At 57.9% G+C, this 17251-nt stretch carries 16 protein-coding genes; 2 read left to right on the top strand and 14 right to left on the bottom strand.

The genetic code is table 11. The features are described 5' to 3' along the window. Positions 1-19: 19 nt before the first annotated feature. Complete coding sequence (locus B7E11_RS19660; protein WP_080837812.1) at positions 20-685, bottom strand: sulfite oxidase-like oxidoreductase; 666 nt, start codon at positions 683-685, stop codon at positions 20-22. 85 nt (positions 686-770) lie between these two features. After that, complete coding sequence (locus tag B7E11_RS19655; protein WP_080840897.1) at positions 771-1835, bottom strand: AraC family transcriptional regulator; 1065 nt, start codon at positions 1833-1835, stop codon at positions 771-773. A gap of 127 nt (positions 1836-1962) precedes the next feature. Here B7E11_RS19655 and B7E11_RS19650 point away from each other — a divergent pair, with 127 nt between their 5' ends. After that, positions 1963-2553 carry an NAD(P)H-dependent oxidoreductase gene (locus tag B7E11_RS19650; RefSeq protein ID WP_080837809.1) on the top strand — a complete coding sequence of 197 codons (591 nt, stop codon included), beginning with the start codon at positions 1963-1965 and terminating at the stop codon, positions 2551-2553. On the opposite strand, the gene B7E11_RS19645 is transcribed toward B7E11_RS19650, so the two are convergent. Together B7E11_RS19645 and B7E11_RS19640 are read right to left on the bottom strand one after the other, a co-directional pair. Beyond that, entirely contained in the window at positions 2546-3346 is an 801-nt protein-coding gene (locus B7E11_RS19645) for a Nif3-like dinuclear metal center hexameric protein (RefSeq protein ID WP_080837805.1), read from the bottom strand. The genes B7E11_RS19650 and B7E11_RS19645 overlap by 8 nt on opposite strands. A 77-nt stretch (positions 3347-3423) precedes the next feature. Continuing rightward, complete coding sequence (locus tag B7E11_RS19640) at positions 3424-4452, bottom strand: zinc-binding alcohol dehydrogenase family protein (RefSeq protein ID WP_080837803.1); 1029 nt, start codon at positions 4450-4452, stop codon at positions 3424-3426. 133 nt (positions 4453-4585) lie between these two features. On the opposite strand from B7E11_RS19640, the gene B7E11_RS19635 reads away from it, so the two are divergent. After that, complete coding sequence (locus B7E11_RS19635; RefSeq protein ID WP_080837800.1) at positions 4586-4969, top strand: winged helix-turn-helix transcriptional regulator; 384 nt, start codon at positions 4586-4588, stop codon at positions 4967-4969. A gap of 215 nt (positions 4970-5184) precedes the next feature. On the opposite strand, the gene B7E11_RS19630 is transcribed toward B7E11_RS19635, so the two are convergent. The 10 genes from B7E11_RS19630 to B7E11_RS19585 form a co-directional block, all read right to left on the bottom strand. Beyond that, entirely contained in the window at positions 5185-5844 is a 660-nt protein-coding gene (locus tag B7E11_RS19630; protein ID WP_080837797.1) for a DUF421 domain-containing protein, read from the bottom strand. A gap of 102 nt (positions 5845-5946) precedes the next feature. Beyond that, complete coding sequence (locus B7E11_RS19625) at positions 5947-6447, bottom strand: VOC family protein (protein WP_080837796.1); 501 nt, start codon at positions 6445-6447, stop codon at positions 5947-5949. A 66-nt stretch (positions 6448-6513) separates the two neighbouring features. Next, a complete protein-coding gene (locus B7E11_RS19620) occupies positions 6514-6795 on the bottom strand; it encodes an alpha/beta fold hydrolase (RefSeq protein WP_080837793.1) in 282 nt (93 codons plus the stop codon). A 68-nt stretch (positions 6796-6863) separates the two neighbouring features. Further along, on the bottom strand, positions 6864-7286 hold the full coding sequence (locus B7E11_RS19615) for a VOC family protein (RefSeq protein WP_080837790.1): 423 nt from the start codon (positions 7284-7286) through the stop codon (positions 6864-6866). Positions 7287-7555: 269 nt separating this feature from the next. After that, complete coding sequence (locus tag B7E11_RS19610) at positions 7556-8326, bottom strand: IclR family transcriptional regulator (protein WP_080837787.1); 771 nt, start codon at positions 8324-8326, stop codon at positions 7556-7558. Between the two features lie 15 nt (positions 8327-8341). After that, positions 8342-9538: a M20 family metallopeptidase gene (locus B7E11_RS19605; RefSeq protein WP_176220826.1), complete on the bottom strand. Its 1197-nt coding sequence runs from the start codon at positions 9536-9538 to the stop codon at positions 8342-8344. A gap of 90 nt (positions 9539-9628) precedes the next feature. Further along, positions 9629-11350 carry a dihydroxy-acid dehydratase gene (locus B7E11_RS19600; RefSeq protein ID WP_080837782.1) on the bottom strand — a complete coding sequence of 574 codons (1722 nt, stop codon included), beginning with the start codon at positions 11348-11350 and terminating at the stop codon, positions 9629-9631. Between the two features lie 149 nt (positions 11351-11499). Next, positions 11500-12240: a bleomycin resistance protein gene (locus tag B7E11_RS19595; RefSeq protein ID WP_080837779.1), complete on the bottom strand. Its 741-nt coding sequence runs from the start codon at positions 12238-12240 to the stop codon at positions 11500-11502. 522 nt (positions 12241-12762) lie between these two features. Further along, on the bottom strand, positions 12763-15507 hold the full coding sequence (locus B7E11_RS19590) for an S-layer homology domain-containing protein (protein ID WP_080837776.1): 2745 nt from the start codon (positions 15505-15507) through the stop codon (positions 12763-12765). A 9-nt stretch (positions 15508-15516) separates the two neighbouring features. Then, the gene (locus tag B7E11_RS19585) at positions 15517-17196 is read right to left on the bottom strand and encodes a DUF5018 domain-containing protein (RefSeq protein WP_245809858.1); all 1680 of its coding nucleotides are present in this window, start codon (positions 17194-17196) and stop codon (positions 15517-15519) included. Between the last annotated feature and the right edge of the window lie 55 nt (positions 17197-17251).

Here is a 17251-nt window from a genome sequence, read left to right as displayed (position 1 = left end):
CCGAGCCGCTTTTTCCGCATCAATCGAAATCCTTCCCGACCCACTCGTCTTCCGGTATGCCCAGATCCTCGCCGGAGAAACGCTGCTCCCGGAACGGATCGGCGTAGTTGTGGAAGCCGTTGCGTTCCCAGAAGCCCGGGCGGTCCTCCTTCATGAACTCGATGCCGCGAATCCATTTGGCGCTTTTCCAGAAATACAGGTGCGGTACGACGAGGCGCAGCGGCCAGCCGTGCTTGTCCGTCAGCGGTTTGCCGTCGAAATGGTAGGCGAGCAGCACTTCGTCGCCCAGCAGATCTTCCAGCGGCAAATTCGTCTCGTAGTCGTTGTCCCCGTGAATCATGACATACTTCGCTTCCGGCTTGACGTCCGCCAAGCGGAGCAAATCGCGGAATCGCACGCCTTCCCATTCGGTATCGAACTTGGACCAGCGGGTCACGCAGTGGATATCGGCGACGACCCGGGTTTTCGGCAGCGCGAGAATCTCCTCGAAGGTAAACGAACGCGCCTCCGCGACTTCCCCGAATATGCGCAAATCCCACCGCTCCAGATCGTAAACCGGCACTTCGCCTTCGTGAAGGATCGGAAACCGCTCGGTCAGCACTTGGCCCGGCGGCAGTCTGCCCTCGAGCCCCGCCGGCGCTTGCGGCGCCTTCGTTTTTTTGATTCGGTCGGCTTTCATGCTCATCCGTTTCATCCTCCTTGACGGAAGCTTCCGTTCGCTATGCGAGCGTACCTATCGTAACCAAATTCGACGCTTTTCGTCAAATTGTTCACCGTACAACTTGCCGCGGCAGCCCGTGATAGACCGGCTTTTCCGGATTTCCTCCCGACTTGCGAACGTTTGCGCGGTATTGCCCGGGCGTCAATCCCGTCCACTTTTTGAAGGCGTTTTGAAATGCGCTCGGCTCCGAAAAGTGCAGCGCGTAAGCGATATCGCCGACGGAAAGCCCGCCTTGTCGCAAATAGCCTTCGGCCAGCTCCTTCCGTACCCGAACGGATAATTCCTGAAAGGTCGTGTTTTCTTCTTTTAACCGGTTTTGCAGCGTTCTTGCGCTCGTGCCGAAAAATTCGGCCGTATCCTGCAAAGTCGGCAACGAAAAGGGCAAGCTTTTTTTTATCCGGCGCGCGACCTGCTCCGAAAATCGGCTCATGCGGGCCAAGTCGCCGCTTGTTTCCTGCGCCAGGCTTTCGAAAATGGAGAGCAGACGGGAATCGGAATACAGCACCGGCACGTTCAGCAACTCTTTTTTCAAGCGCAACACGTCATCTTCCGCGGCGAAAACGGGATCGATCCCGAACGCCTCCCTGTACGGTCCGATATCCGCCGGCGCCTCATGCGCGAACCGGACTTCCAGCAGCGGGACGTTCACGTTGCTTAATTTTCCGATCAGTTGATAGACCGAACTCGCCATATCCTCGACGCAATGACGGGAAAAGGTTCCCGGGTATTGCAGGACCGGCCGGATATAGGCGTCTTCCCCGCGCGTCTCGCAGATCAGGTTAAACCCGCTGCAAAGGATGTCGTTATACCGCCGGTAAGCGGCGAGTGCGTCGGCTACCGTGCGGGAGTGCATCATCACGTAGCCGAGAATGCCCATGTCCGCAAACTCCATCATCTGCCCCTGGCGCAAGCCGAAAAACTCGTCCCGCGTATACTCCGCGGCCGCCCGAACGATGCGCTCCAGCTCCTCTCCCGCGATGCGCGCCTCCGCGTCTTGCAACATCGCGGGGTCGATCGATGCGTATTCGCAAAAACGGTCCGTATCGGATCCCCTGCGCGCGATCGATTTCATAATCGGGTAGAGCATGGAAACGGCGACTCCCCGGTTTGTCATCCTCGGTTCCTCCTTGCGCGAAATCGCAGCTTTTTTTGCGCTGCCGATCATTTATCCGGGCCTCGCCAGCGCCTTATGATGATTGTATCAAAAGATTCAATGGGGAAACATGAGGAGGAACGCGCAAATGAAAACAAAAATTGTCGTCGTCGCCGGACATCCCGATCCGCAAAGCTTCTGCTCGGCCTTGTCCGATGCCTATATGGAAGGGGCCTCCGGCAGCGGAGCCGAGGTGCGGAAAATCGATTTGAGCCGAATCCGCTTCGATCCGAATTTGCGTTTCGGGTATCGGCAAAGAACGGAGCTGGAGGAAGAACTGATCGAAGCGCAAAAATGGATTCGCTGGGCCGACCACCTCGTATTCGTCTATCCGACATGGTGGGGGGCGATGCCCGCCGTTTTGAAGGGGTTTATCGATCGCGTTTTTTTGCCGGGCTTCGCTTTCAAATACCGGAAGGATTCTCTGCTGTGGGATAAGCTTTTGACCGGAAAGTCCGCCCATCTCATCGTTACGATGGACACTCCGATCTGGTACAATCGGTGGATCTACAGGCGGGCGGGCATTCAGGTTATGAAGCGCAACATTTTGCAGTTTTGCGGAATTTCGCCCGTGCGCGTCACCGAGCTGAGTCCGGTCAAGCCGTCGACCGAGGAATTGAGGCGCAAATGGCTGGATCGGGCGAAGCGGCTCGGTGCCAAAGCGGCCGGCATCAAATGATCCGGAATACGGGGAGATCCTCGACAAAATGAACGGGAAGCTCCGGGAACGCAGCCGCGAGCCGGCCGGCCAAAGCTTTCATGCCGGGCGCTTCGCTTTCCGCGTGGCCCAGCATGACGAGCGCTTTGCCGCGTCCTTGCCGCGCCGCGTCTCTGACGTATTCCGGCGTTTCCCATTCCGGACCTTCCCCGGCCACGATCAGATCCAGCCGTTCGTTCTCGAATAACGGGATCGCCGTCGCGCCTCCGCCCCGGTAGCCGACGAGCACCCCCACTCGCTTGCACAAGGCCGCGAGGTCTCCGGCAACGCGCACGTACGGAATGCCCAGCCTTGTTTTCGCGTATTCCGCGGCTTCCTGCGCGTGCATCGGCGGAATCTCCAAAATCGCGGCGGCCGGCAGCTGCTTTTCCACGTATGCCTGCCAGCCGAGCGCCTCGATCAAGCCTTCCGTAATGCCGTCGGGCTGGCGGCGGTGCGCGTAGTCGTGATAGCGAAAAACGGCGATGCCCGCGTCCTGCAGCAGCTTCGCTTTTTCCCGATAAACCGGGTCGTGCTTAAGCCATTCCTCTTTGCCGCGATGGCTGAAAAAGATTCCCTCATGGGAGACGATCAAATTGGCGCCCAAGGCGATCGCCCTCTCCACGACATGCCAGGTCGCGGCGAATGCGGTGACGATTCCCTTGACGGCCGCGTCCGGATCTCCCGGATCGAGCTTGTCCACGGTCGGATCGATCGGGCCGACATCCGCCGTCAACCATTCCAGCACATCCCGAATCACGATCGAATGCGGCATCGCGATCCTCCTCTCGTTCGTTTACTTTATCCTAGCATGACCGCCTCCGAAGAGCCATGGACAGATCGATCCGATTTTTACCCGAAATGCTCCAGCACGATTTTGCCGATCGTCCGGCCCGACTCCACTTTGGCATGAGCCTTGCGCAACTGATCCGCGCCGATCGGCGTCAGCCTCTCCGTCATCGTCGTGCGAAGCGCTCCCGCATCCGCCAGCCGGGCGACCTCGTTCAACAGCCGGTGCTGCTCGACCATATCCTCCGTCCCGTATTTCGGACGCGTGAACATGAATTCCCATGCAAAGGATGCGCTCTTATCTTTAAGCAGCGTCAAATCCAACGTCTCCTTCGTCTCCACGATGGAGCAGATTTTGCCTTGCGGCGCGATCGCTTCCGCCATGTTCCGCCAATGCTTCTCCGTAGCGTTCAGGCAGAAAATATAGTCGACGGTTTGCCGCCCGATCGCCTGCAGTTGGGGGACGAAGCCTTCGTAATGATTGATGATATGGTCCGCACCCAGCACGGCCGCCCAATCCGCCGACTCCGGGCGCGAAGCCGTTCCGACGACGGTCAGTCCGGCAACTTTCGCGAGCTGAACGGCAATGGAGCCCACGCCGCCCGCGGCGCCGATGATTAAAATCGCCTTGCCGGCATTGTCTTCCTTGCTCCGGGAAATGCCGAGCCGCTCGAACAGCCCTTCCCAAGCGGTGATGGCCGTCAGCGGCAGCGCCGCCGCCTCGGCGAAATCCAGCGACGAGGGCTTCCTTCCGACAATCCGCTCGTCGACGAGATGAAATTCGCTGTTGCCGCCCGGGCGCGTAATGCTTCCCACATAGTAGACTTCGTCGCCCGGTTGAAACAAGACGCATTCCGGCCCCGTTTGCTCGACCACTCCCGCCACGTCCCAGCCCAGCACTTTGGGCGAAGATTCCGTTCTGTTCTTGGGCGCCCTGACCTTCGTATCGACCGGATTGACCGAAACGGCCTTCACTTTGACCAGCAGATCCCTTCCGGTCGGAACGGGCTTCGCAAGCTCGAGGTCGATCAGGCTTTCGGGATGCTCGATCGGAAGATAGTTATACAGGCCTACCGCTTTCATCGTGGTCATGTTATCCACTCCTTCGTCGGATGTCTTGGTTTCTGTTGTCATTCTAAAGAAGAAGTTCTAGAATGAGAAGTACGTACATTCGTGTTGTATTGTATCTATTTGTATACCATTGGATGACTAGGAGGGTTTTCTCATGCGCGATCGGAAAAGCGGTTACGGAATTTGTCCGAACGAGGAGGGCTGTCCGGTGGAATATACGCTCGACGTCATCGGGGGAAAATGGAAGGGCGTGCTGCTGTATCATCTCATCGAAGGGGCCAAAAGGTTCAGCGAACTTCGCAAAATATGTCCGGCCATCACCCAGCGGATGCTGACGCTGCAGTTGCGGGAATTGGAAGAGGACGGCATCGTTCATCGCGAGGTGTACAAGCAGGTTCCGCCTAAGGTCGAATATTCCTTGACGGAATTCGGGCGGACGCTCGTTCCGATTATTTTGCTCATGAAGAAATGGGGAGAAACGTACAAGGCGGAACCGGTCGGACGCAAGGCCGGAGCGCCGGAGCACGTCGAAGCGTAATTCGCATTGGCGAACGGCGGGGGGGCGGGCGCATGCGGCGCGAATGCAGTGCACCCGGTGCGCTACATGGGGCGAGCCCGGGGCCGAATATGCGAATGTAGTGCACCCGTCGCGCTACATGGGTGGAATTCGGCGCTGCGGACGCGCATAGATTGCCGGTCGAGCTGCAATTGGCGCCGGAAATGCCGGAAACCGCCTCGCGCGGCTGTTCGAACTTAGCCCGCGGAACGGTCCCGTTTCTTCGATCGTTTTTTCCCGACAATGACGAGCTTATTCTCTTGCTCCACATACTCCGCGTACGCAATATCGCGAATATCGGCATAACCGCGACTTTTGGCCAACTCCCGAATGCCGTCCTCGGAAATCGCTTTCCCCCGGAACGCTTCCTTCAGGATGTTTCCCGCTTCGATGACCGGGATCGCCGGAGCCCCCTCCGATTTCGGAACGACGCTGATTTTCCCGTTTGGCTCGTAAAGCGCGTATTCGGCCTCGTCCAGCCGAAAGATGCCGTTTTCGCGCAGCATCGACATCAGCTGGTTGAAATGCTTGCACGCACGGAGCAGCTTCAGGTTGACTTCTCCCCGGTCGATGAGGAGCACCGTTCGCCCCTCCGCCAGCCGCCGCATTTGCGTGAAACGGATCGACAGCTTTTCGATGCTGAACGAAAGCAGCGCCCATACGGCCAGCGCGAACAGCAGATGCGCGAGCTTGACCTTGTCGTCGTAAATCGTGCTGCCGACAAGCTCGCCAAGCAGAATGGACGTGAAAAAATCGAGCGGCGTCACCTGGCCCAGTTGCTTTCTGCCGATGACGAACGTAATGAGCCACAAGCCGACGAAGCCGATCAGCAGCTTGACGAGGATCATCCCGAACATCGTAAACCACGCTCCTCTTCCATCCGGTTCGGAAATACGGACGAGCCTTGCCGTAAGAGGAAGTTAACCGAATCGCGAAAAACGTAAACAGGACGCTTGCGCTTACCCTTCGTAGGCCTGACGAAGCGCCTCCATGTCCAGCTTTTTCATTTGAAGCATCGCCTTCATGACCCGATTCGTCGCCGCGGCATCGGGACCGCCGACCAGCTCGGTCAGGTTGGCGGGCACGATTTGCCAGGACACCCCGAACTTGTCCTTCAGCCAGCCGCATACTTGGGCTTTCTCGTCTCCGCCTTCGGACAGCTTGTCCCAGTAATAATCGATCTCTTCCTGCGATTCGCAATGGACGATAAAGGAGATGGCCTCCGTAAAGGCAAATTCGCGGCCTCCGTTTAAGGCAACGAAATGCTGGCCGTCCAGCCTGAAATCCACGGTCATGACTTGCCCTTCCGAAATCCCGTCGGTCTCATGCCTTTCTTGGCCGTATCGGGTGACGTTATCGATGCCGGAATTCTTGAATATCGACGTATAAAACGTTGCCGCTTCCTCCGCCTGATGAGCGAACCACAGATTCGGGGCAATCGTTTGGATTTTGCGTGTCATCGCGTCTCCTCCGTCGGAAAGGAAAGTTTTTTATGCAGTATACCATTCCGGGGAGAGACGCGTTTCTTACCGATTGCGATTATGCCGGGCGTTGAAAAAATCGGCCATTTTGCCGGCAAGCTCGCCCGGCGCCGTCATGACGGCCGAATGGTCCTGGCCGGGCAGCGTGCCGTATTCGCCGCTCGCAAGCAGCTCGCTTAAGGTCCTTGCCGCATCGCGGAAAAACGGCTCGCTATTTTCGCCGACAACGACGATGGCCGGAATCTCCGCATGCCAACGGTCGGTAAAGGGCCGGCCCTGCTGGGTGTCGCCCATGACCGTTCCGTCATAAGCCAACGTATGCGCCATGCTCTCCATGACCTGCCAGGAAGGGTCCGGCCCGGAAACCGGACCGGCCGCCGATTTTCAGTCTGTTTTCAGTCTTCGATCTCCCAAGCCGGGTTCCAGACGATTTCCCACAAATGCCCGTCGGGATCCATAAAATGACCGGAATAGCCGCCCCAGAACGCGTCCTGGGCAGGCGCCACGATTTCGGCTCCCGCTCGTCTTGCCTGCTCCATGATCGCGTCCACTTCTTCCTTGCTGCTCACGTTGTGGCCGATCGTAAATTCGGTGGAGCTGCGCGGAGCGAGAGGAAGATTCGTTTCGTGGGCGAGATCCTTGCGGCTCCAGATCGCGAGCTTCACGCCCGCCTGCAAGTCGAAAAACGCAACCGCTCCATGCTCGAACTCCCGGCCCACGATGCCTTCCGTCGGCAGGCCCAATCCGTCGCGATAAAACGCCAGCGATTTTTCCAGGTCGTCTACTCCCAAGGTAAGGACGGAAATGCGAGGTTTCATGGCTTCGTTTTGCCTCCTTGGTAAATTCGGATTATTGCCATTATCGCCTGTTTAAGGCTGTTCGAATTGAAAAAAACGGACAAGTTCGCTTGGTTCCGTTCTTTTAAAAACCTTCCGACTCACGACCTATCGGCCGGAACGTCGCCGTCTGCGCCCTGACGGTCGGCGTTGCCATCTATACCGACCGTCGCGAAGCAAAAAGCGAAAAAGCGCGTTTTCATTCGCCCGGCACAGACCTGAACGAATGAAAACGAGCCGGCGGCTCCTCCTCATTTTTGCGCAAAGCCCATCTCGGCCGAAATCCGCATCGCCGTTTCTCTCACCCGTTCGCCGACCGACTGGAACTTGATGGCGGGCAAATCCTTGCTCAGCGCCGTCAAGCTGACGGAAGCGACGACCGAACCGGAAGGCCCGTAAACCGGCGCTCCGATGCAGCGGATGCCCTCCTCCATCTGCTCGTCCTCGATCGAATATCCGTGCTCCCGAATGAACCGGATATCCTCCGCCAGGCTTTCGGCCGTTCGCGCGCGCTCGGCCTCCGGCAAATCCGGAATGGCGGCGATCGCCTGGGCGAGTTCCGTTTCCGACATGCCGAAGGCGAGCGCCTTGCCCACGCCGGACGAATGCAGCGGCAGCGCTTGTCCCGCCATCGTCGCGAACCGGACGAAGCCGCTGCCTTCGCTCTTGTCGATGTAAACGGGCTGACGGCTGACCAAAACGGCCAAATGGGCGGTATACGGCGTTCCCTCGACAAGCTTGTCCAAATGCGGCCGGGCGACCTGCTTGATGTCGCTTTGCCGGTAATAATTCATTCCCCAGGACAAAACCCCGTGACCGAGCGCGTATTTGCCGTCGTCCAGCTTCTCGACGAGCGAATGCTTCTCGAGCGTGTTCAAAATGACGAACGCGGTCGATTTCGGAATGCCGAGCTCCGCATGAATGTCGGGGATGCCCATCTTTCCGTTCGCCGCGATCCCGTTCAGGATCGCGATTGCCTTTTCGATCGCCGGAACGGAATAAGGTTTATTTTCTTTGGCCATGTTCGCGCCCCTCGCTTACCGAGCGACGAATCGTTCGATAAATTGGATATAGACCTGCGTCGCAAGCGCAAGCTCCTCGATTTCGACGTACTCGACGTCCCCGTGGGCGGTCGACGCGTCCGGGCCGTGGCAAATGACCGGAATCCCGAGCGCCCTCGCGAAAATGCCGGCGTCCGTCACCGTCTTTTTGCCGACGAGCGGAACGTCGATGCCGCGCACGCTGCCGATGGCCTCCACCATCGCGGCCACCGCCGGGCTTTGCTTGTCGATCCGGTAACCGTCCCTCACCTTCTCGAGCTCCAGTCCGATCCGGATGCCGTTCCGCTCCGCGATCGGGGCCAGCAGCGCGCGAAATTCGGCTTCGACAGCCTCCAGATTTTCCTCCGGTCCGTACCGCCTTACGCCGACCAGTTCCGCCGTCGTCGGAAACTGATTATAAAATTTCCCGCTTTGCACGGAGCCGATAAAGTAAGAGCCGCAGCCGATATCTTCAAAATAAACCCGTTCCAGTTCCTTGTTCTTCGCGTCGAGCGCCAGAACGATTTCGGCGGCGGCGGTCATCGGATGCGGGGTTCCCGCAGGGGTATACAGCTGATGGCTCGTCTCCCCTTCGCGCCGGACCTCGATCCGAAACGTCGCGGAGCCGAGCTGGGCGACCGTGCATTCCTTCGTGGCCGTTTCCATGACGATGCCGGCGTCCGCCTCGAGCGGGACCCGCTCGGTCAGGGCGATCAAATCCTCTCCCCGTCCCCCCGGGCTTTCGTGCAAGCTGCTTGCGACGATCAACAGTTTGACCGGCAGATGCGATCCATGCTCGCGAACGACCCGGACGACCTCGAGAATGCTGGCCAGCGAGCCCTTCATGTCGCACGTGCCGCGACCGTATACCCTGCCGCTTTCGATCTTGGCCGGCCCGTCGTGCCCGAGGGGGACGACATCCATATGTCCGCTGAACAGAACGGTTTTGGCCCGTTCCGCGTGACGGCCGGAAGCAGCCGCTTCGGCATAGGCGGGCGTTTCATAGGCGGCCACGAGAGTCGGATTGCCGGGATAAAACTCGTACCGCGTCAGCTCGCAGCCCGCCTGGCGGAGCATCTCCCCGTACCGGTCCGCCATCGCTTTCGTATTTCCGGTTGCGCTCGGGATGCGCACGAGCTCCAGCGTGTCCCGCACCACATGTTCCGTTTGCGCGTAATTCATTAAGCTGACCATGCTATCGGGTCCCTGCCTTTTCGAATGAAAATTCGCTTTCGATTCCATATGCTGAACGATATTCCATGTTTTAAAATCGAAGTCCCGGATTCAACTTCTTCCCACGATCGGAGGCACGAACCGAGCGTCCTGCTTCGTCGCCGGACGAAGGAAATCGAGGTCGCAGCCTTCGTCGGCCTGCAGCACGTGATCGGTAAACAGCTTCAGATAGCCCCTCGGATGTCTCGCCTTGAACGGCGGAAGCTCCCGGTGCCGCTCGGCGATCGTCTCTTCGGACAGCAGCACGTTGAGCACGCCCCGCTCGACGTCGACCTCGACGAGATCCCCGTTTCGCACGATGGCCAAATTGCCGCCGACGGCCGCCTCGGGCGAAGCGTGCAAAATGACCGTGCCGTAGCTCGTGCCGCTCATTCTGGCGTCGCTGATCCGGACCATATCCTCGACGCCTTGCTTGAGAAGCTTGGTCGGAATCGGAATTTCCCCCCACTCCGGCATGCCGAGCGCCGCAGGTCCGCAATTTCGCAAAATGAGCACGGTCGACGCCTCGACATCCAGGTCGTCGCTCTCGATCTCCCGCAGCAGCTGCTCGTAGCTGTCGAACACGTATGCTTTGCCCCGATGCTTCCACAGCTCCCGCGAGCTGGCCGACAGCTTCAAAATCGCCCCGGCCGGCGCCAGATTGCCTTTCAGCACGCGGATGCCGGACTCCTTCTTGAAAGGCTTGTCCAACGTCGCGATGATGCGCGGGCTTTCCGGCTTGCGCGTGTATACCTCTTTCAGCGGCTTGCCGAGCGCGGTCAGGCAATCGCCGTCGAGCGCCGGCATCAGTTCATGGACGACTCCCGACAGCCCCCCCGCGCGGAAGTATTCGTCCATGCCGTATTCGCCGCTCGGCTGCAGGTTCACGAGGAGCGGAACGCTCTCCGACAGCTCCTGATATTGCTGCAGGTCGATCCGGATTCCGAGCCGGCCGGCGATCGCCGTCAAATGCAGTACCGCGTTGGACGATCCCCCGAGCGCGGCGAGCAGCTTGATCGCGTTGCGGAACGCCGCTTCCGTCATCAGCCTGGAAGGGGTCAGCCCTTCCTTGACCATGTCTACGATCCGGGCGCCCGTTCGCTCGGCCGCGATTCTTCGTCTCGAGTCGGTGGCCGGGATGTCCGACGTCCCGGGGAGCATCATGCCCATCATTTCCGAGACGCTTTTCATCGTGGAGGCGGTTCCCATGACCGGGCAGCCGCCAAACGAGCAGGAAATGCCCTTCTCCAGCTCCTTCATGTCCTCGTCCGACAGCAACCCGGCTTTGTGCATCTCCGTATACTTCCATAAATCCGTTCCGTAGTTGACGGCTTTCCCTTTGAAATAAGCCGTCGACCGGTGGCCGGCCGCGAGCTGCAGCGTCGGAAGGTCGCAGCTCGCGGCTGCCATCAGCTGCGCCGGCGTCGTCTTGTCGCATTCGCACAGCAGCACGATTCCGTCGAGCGGCAGCGAACGGATCATCTCTTCCACGTCCATCGACATCAGATTGCGCAGCGGCAGGTCGGACGGTTTATTGAAATCGGCCGAGGCGGTGATCGTATGCATTTCGACGGGGTAGCCCCCCGCCATCAGCACGCCTTTCTTCACGAATTCGACCAGTTCCTTGTGAGGGGCGTTGCAGCTGTTCAAATCGTTCCAGGAATTAAAAATGCCGATGATCGGCTTGCCCTCGTAAGATTCCGGATCGTGCCCGCAAGCGCGCATCGCGGAAGCGTGCTGGAACCTCGTTTCGAACGAGTCGTGTTGAAACCACTGTTGACTCCGCAATTGCATATTCGGCCGCTCCTTGCCAAGTAAGTATTCGGAATGCGTGATGAACTTAATATATTGAATAGTATTCAAAATACTAAATATGAGCCCAATCTAGCACAGCCGCCATGCGTTGTCAATTGCCGCCGTCGCGTCGAAAGAAGCGCCGTTCACTAACCGGAGATCGTCTGCTCCAGCTCTTTCGCCCGCTCCAGCGCCTCTGCGGCAGCCTGGCGCTCCTCGTCGCCGAGAGCGAGCTGCCGCGCTTTCGACAACAGTTTGCCCGCAAGCGTATAGTCGTCCATGGAGACCGCCGCGTCGGCCCGGAGCACGAGCGCCTTGAAGCGAAGGGCGGCGGATGCTGCGGGTTCGGCCTTCGCAAGCGCGGCGTCCAGCACTTTCGCGGAAGCCGCGGCGTCGAGTTTCGCGTACGCCAACGAATAAGCGGTTTCGAAAGCTCTTGCCAGCTGCGAGTCCGGTTCGCTTTGCAAGCCGCTCGATGGGGAAGCGTCCGGGACTTCGAGCGTTTGTCCGATCATCAGGTGGTTGCCGCCGGGATCGACAAGGTTGAACCTGCGGTCCGCGGCCAGCGTATTCAATTTCGTTATTCTCGGGATGCCTTTGGAGAGGAGTTTTCCGTACGTTTTTTTCAGGTTGCCCGCCATCTCGCGATAGACGTCATCGACATCCGGCACGCGGATGTAGCACATGCCGTAAGATTCGGAAGGATTAAACCCTTTGATCGTAAAAAAGTGCAGCACTATACCTCTGCAGGAGACGCAAGCATACGCATTCGGCCTCGTTTGCCGATACGTGATCTCAAAGCCCAACGCGCGGTAAAAGTCCAGCTGCTCGTCGATGGATCGGCACGGAAGGATGGGGATGGCAAAAGGGGTCGGTCTGCTCTCGGCCATAAAGACGGTTCTCCTTTCGGGAGTTCTCTCCCTGCGAAGTTAACTTGCAGCTTTAGCATACGACATTTATGCAAATGCCAAGGTTCAACCCTTCATCTGTCGTTAAATATAGCTTAGCTTGCGATAATCCGTCATCTGCTTCAAGCTTGCTCCGGAAGGTTTCCGGTTCTTGGACCGAGGCTGCCGACACATTGCCGGTCTTGCCCGGCAATGGGCTGCGCACGGGTTAAGCGAATCAACCTCGAAGCAAGGGGCCACGGAGTCCCGCTCGATCAACGTGCACAAGGCGATGTTTCTGCGCGCATCCTAAAATCAAAGCCCCGGTTTCGGCATAACCGAAACGCAGGGCTTTAATGAATTTTCGTACTCGAATTCAGTTTGCCGGAGGACTCCACTTCATGGCGAGATACGGCGGAAATTCCCCCGTTGTTTCGAAGACCGGCCGCCATCCCCAGGCTGAAACCTCCGAACTTCTCGTATCCGCGTATATACTTCGAATAAAAACGGATCATCCTCCAAGGGCTAAATCAGCTCCGATCTTTGCAGGAGCCTTTGGAACATGACCGCCGCCTCAGCCCGCGTTAAGCGATCCTGAGGAGCGAGCTTCGTTCCGTTTTTGCCGGTGACGATTTCGGCTTGCAGGACATCCGCCGCATCCGGCTTTGCCCAAACGGATACGTCCTCGGTATCGGCGAACGGTTGCAGCAACGCGTCCGCTTCTTGCGGCGGCAGCTTCGCTTTTAACCCGGTTAGCATCATGGCCTTGGCCATGATTGCCATTGCCTGCTCGCGGGTAATTTCATCCTCCGGATGGAACAGACCGTCTCCGTAACCGTTAATCAGCCTGTAGGCATAGGCGGTTTTCACGGCCCCGTTATACCACTCCGTATTGTTCACATCGGCAAAACCCGATTCGCCAGCCTCTATCTTCAGTCCCAAAGCCCGAACCATCATGGCGGCGAACTCCGCGCGCGTTACGTTGTGGTCCGGATTGAAAGAGCCGCTTCCGTTACCGCCAACAACCATTCTCGAGCCCATGTCGTTTACGGCTCTCTTTGCCCAGTGGTCGGCAACATCCGCAAATTCGACCGGATTCCAGACGACTGCATACGTACTGTTGGTCAGACTGTTGATTACCGCGACATACTTCCCGTCCTGCTCTTCAACCTTGGTGGGCACATGACGAACGGTCCCATCCGATTCGATAACGATGCCGGTCGTAATTCTGCTCGGATCGGTACCTGGTGGAACCGTGACGGTCCGTTCAACGTAAGCATTGAAACGGCTGACGTCGACCGTTTGTCCGTTGAGCGTCGCTGTAACGATAAATTCCAACGGCGGAACGACGATGGCGAATCCGTCTCGTACTTCCGCATTCTGAACGATGCTTACCGTAGTTGCCGCCGGCACGGCAATATGAATTTGAATTTTGATTTCCTGAAGTTCTATGGCTTGTCCGAGCTGTTCGGAAATCCGGTCGATCTCGAGGAGCTGCGCGGGCAGCGTGTAAGCTGCGTTATCGGTCTTGATGACGAGCACCGCTTGCCTGCGCTCCATATTTTTGATCATCTGACCGTTAATCTCCCCGATCACCGTATCGAAATCGGATTTTACCGGAATGGTGACGATCGCGCCATTTCCTTCCGATGCAAGCTTCTCCTCCAGTTTTTCCGGATCGACCGTGATCGTCGTGACGGTTCGATTATTGACCGTCGTTGTCGTCGCTCTGCCCGCGTTTTCGATTTTGCCGTTTACGAGAATCTCGACATTTGAATCGGAAGTATCGCTTGTACCTGTTGAAGGCATGTCCGCGACGCCAGCGGACGGCGTCCACGGCGTGACGGACGGGGAAGCGGCCGATTCTTCGCCGCTGCCTGCAGCGTTCAATGCCCTTACCGTAAAGGTGTAAGGCAGGCCATTCGTCAATCCGGTGACGATAATGGGGCTTCCGGTCCCTACTGCCGTGATTCCGCCCGGAAACGCCGTGACCTCGAATCCGGTAATCGGGGTGCCTCCATCGTCGCTCGGAACCGTAAACGTAACGGTTGCTTGTTCGCTGCCTGCCATCGCTTCAACGTTCGTCGGAGCGGACGGAACAGTCATGGGCGTCGCGTTCGCTTCGCGGGACGGCGCACTCAACCCTCCCCTATTGACGGCTTTAACGACAAAATAGTAGGTCGTGCCGTTTTCCAAATCCGGAACGTTGGCATAGGCCTCGTTAACCGTCGCGACCGGTTCGCTGCCGTATTGCCCTGAAGTCGTCCCCATATAGACGTTGTAGAAAGATGCGCTTTCCACGGCTTGCCAGGTCAAGGCGACTTTTCGGTCTTCCCCTCTAGCCGCTAGATTTTGCGGGTTTGCGGGCGCGTTCGGCCGATTGACCGTTTGCGTTACCGTAAACGTCACGTCCGTCATTTTGTCCGCCGTTATGGTGATAGCAGCCGTATATGTTCCGGCAGTCAATCCGTTTTTGGCTTTTACGTTAAAGCTTGTCGCCGGATCGCCGCTGTTCAGCGTTGCCGCCGGCTGCGTAAGTTCAAAGGAGTTTGCGCCGCTGCCGCTTATCGTCGCCGACAGATTCGTCAAGTCTCCCGTGCCCGTGTTAATGATGCTGATCGTCTTCGTCTCCTGGGCCCCGGCTGCATATCCTTCCGTTAACGGCGTCGCCGATTGATCGGGAATCGCGGCGATTAAATACGTGGGCGTAGCCGTTACCGTAATCGTTGCCGTGCCAAACTTACTGCCGTCAAACGTTGATGTTGCGGTAATGGCGTACTTCCCTGGCACAGCATCCGGAACGACCGAAACTTTACCCGTACTGTCAACCGACACTTTTCCGCGAGAGTCGCTGCTCGTCCACATTACCGTTTGAGCTGCTCCGCCCACTACGGTTACCGCCGCCGTCAGTTGTTCGCTTCCTCCTTGCGCAATGACTGCGTCAGTCGGACTTACCGTTACGCTGGTTACAGCCGGTACTTGGGGGGATTTCAATACCCTAACCGTATACGCCTGGTGCGTGCCGTCCGCCGCCGTCACCGTGTACGTCACTGGATTGGTAAAATCCTGAGCGATGCCTGATTTTGGCGACACGCTCGCTCCCGTGTGCGCGATCGTCGGCACCAAATTCGTCAGGTCCGTTCCGTACGGCACCGTCAGCTCGATCTCATGATTTGCTTCGTCCACCGTTCCGACGACCGCAGGCGTCAACTCGTTGAACGCGAACGACGCGATCGCCTTCGCCGGGTTCAGACCCACCGCTACCGTCACCGCGTACGCCTACTGCGTGCCGTCCGCCGCCGTCACCGTGTACGTCACTGGATTGGTAAAATCCTGAGCGATGCCTGATTTTGGCGACACGCTCGCTCCCGTGTGCGCGATCGTCGGCACCAAATTCGTCAGGTCCGTTCCGTACGGCACCGTCAGCTCGATCTCATGATTTGCTTCGTCCACCGTTCCGACGACCGCAGGCGTCAACTCGTTGAACGCGAACGACGCGATCGCCTTCGCCGGGTTCAGACCCACCGCTACCGTCACCGCGTACGCCTGCTGCGTGCCGTCCGCCGCCGTCACCGTGTACGTCACCGGACTCGTAAAGTCCTGCGCAACGCCCGTATTCGGCGACACGCTCGCACCCGTGTGCGAGATGGTCGGCACCAACGAGGTGACATCCGTTCCGTACGGCACCGTCAGCTCGATCTCATGATTTGCTTCGTCCACCGTTCCGACGACCGCAGGCGTCAACCCGTTGAACGCGAACGACGCGATCGCCTTCGCCGGGTTCTGCCCCACCGATACTGTGACCGTGTACGCCTGCTGCGTACCATCTTCCGCCGTGACCGTGTACGTCACCGGACTCGTAAAATCCTGAGCAACGCCCGTATTCGGCGACACGCTCGCACCCGTGTGCGAGATCGTTGGCACCAAATTCGTCAGGTCCGTTCCGTACGGCACCGTCAGCTCGATCTCATGATTTGCTTCGTCCACCGTTCCGACGACCGCAGGCGTCAACCCGTTGAACGCGAACGACGCGATCGCCTTCGCCGGACTTTCCGCGACTTCCGTAGTCAACGATACCACGTTTGAATAACCCGCATTGCTGCCGCCTGTCACTTGCAAGCGAAAATCGTAATCAGATCCCGAAGTTAAACCTGTAACGGTAGCTGCCGTATCATCCGGCGCGATCGGTACTGTAGTACTCGAAGCCGTCCAAGCATCCTGTCCGGCGGGAGACTGCTGAAGGGCCACCTCCGTCGCGCCCTTTACCGTTGTCCATTCAAAAGAAGCGGTTGTTTCCTGCACATCGTTTTTTTTCAACATGGGAGGAGTGTTCAAAGGATCGCTATAGGAAACGGTCCCATCGCCGCTTACCCTGAACGTCACGCTCCCGGTAACGCCGACATCAAAGCTGGTCATGACGATGTCATATCTGGTTCCTTGCTCGAGCTGAATTTGAACGATTTTGGAAAGATAGTTTTGAGCTTCAGAATCAATGTCGTCGTTTCCCGCAATTAAGTTGCTCTGCGGACTTGATTCAATAAATTCGTCTTTATAAAGAAACAGCGTGGTATCCGGGGGGATACTCGATGGAAGGTCCGCGGAAATCACTCCAATGTCGTAAAGGCCGGAAATCGACGGAACAATGCTTTGAACGAAATAGTTTCTTTCATAGGAAGGGTCGGAGGGCTGATTAGGCTCTACGATCGTTCCATCGCTCCATGTATTCGAATCTTCATCAAACATCCATGTGGCGCTGAAAGCTTTAAAATAGATGACTTCGGATTCGCCGTTTTCATAACTGACATCACCCGGCATTTTCGGCCTGATAAACGTGTGGTCCGTGCTTAAAGTTCCGCTGAAATCGGTGTCCGCAGCCCTTGAGACCGAAAGAAACTGCGGCAAAACGCCGAATATGCAGATCAATGCGATCAACGTGCAGGCCATCCATTTACGGAACATTTTCTTCAACTTAAACCCTCCACTAGAAATCCCGGTTGTCGGCGGTTTCATGCGA

The sequence above is a fragment of the Cohnella massiliensis genome (genome assembly GCF_900169535.1).
Lineage (GTDB): Bacteria > Bacillota > Bacilli > Paenibacillales > Paenibacillaceae > Cohnella > Cohnella algarum.
This window is presented reverse-complemented; position numbering and strand designations above follow the sequence as displayed.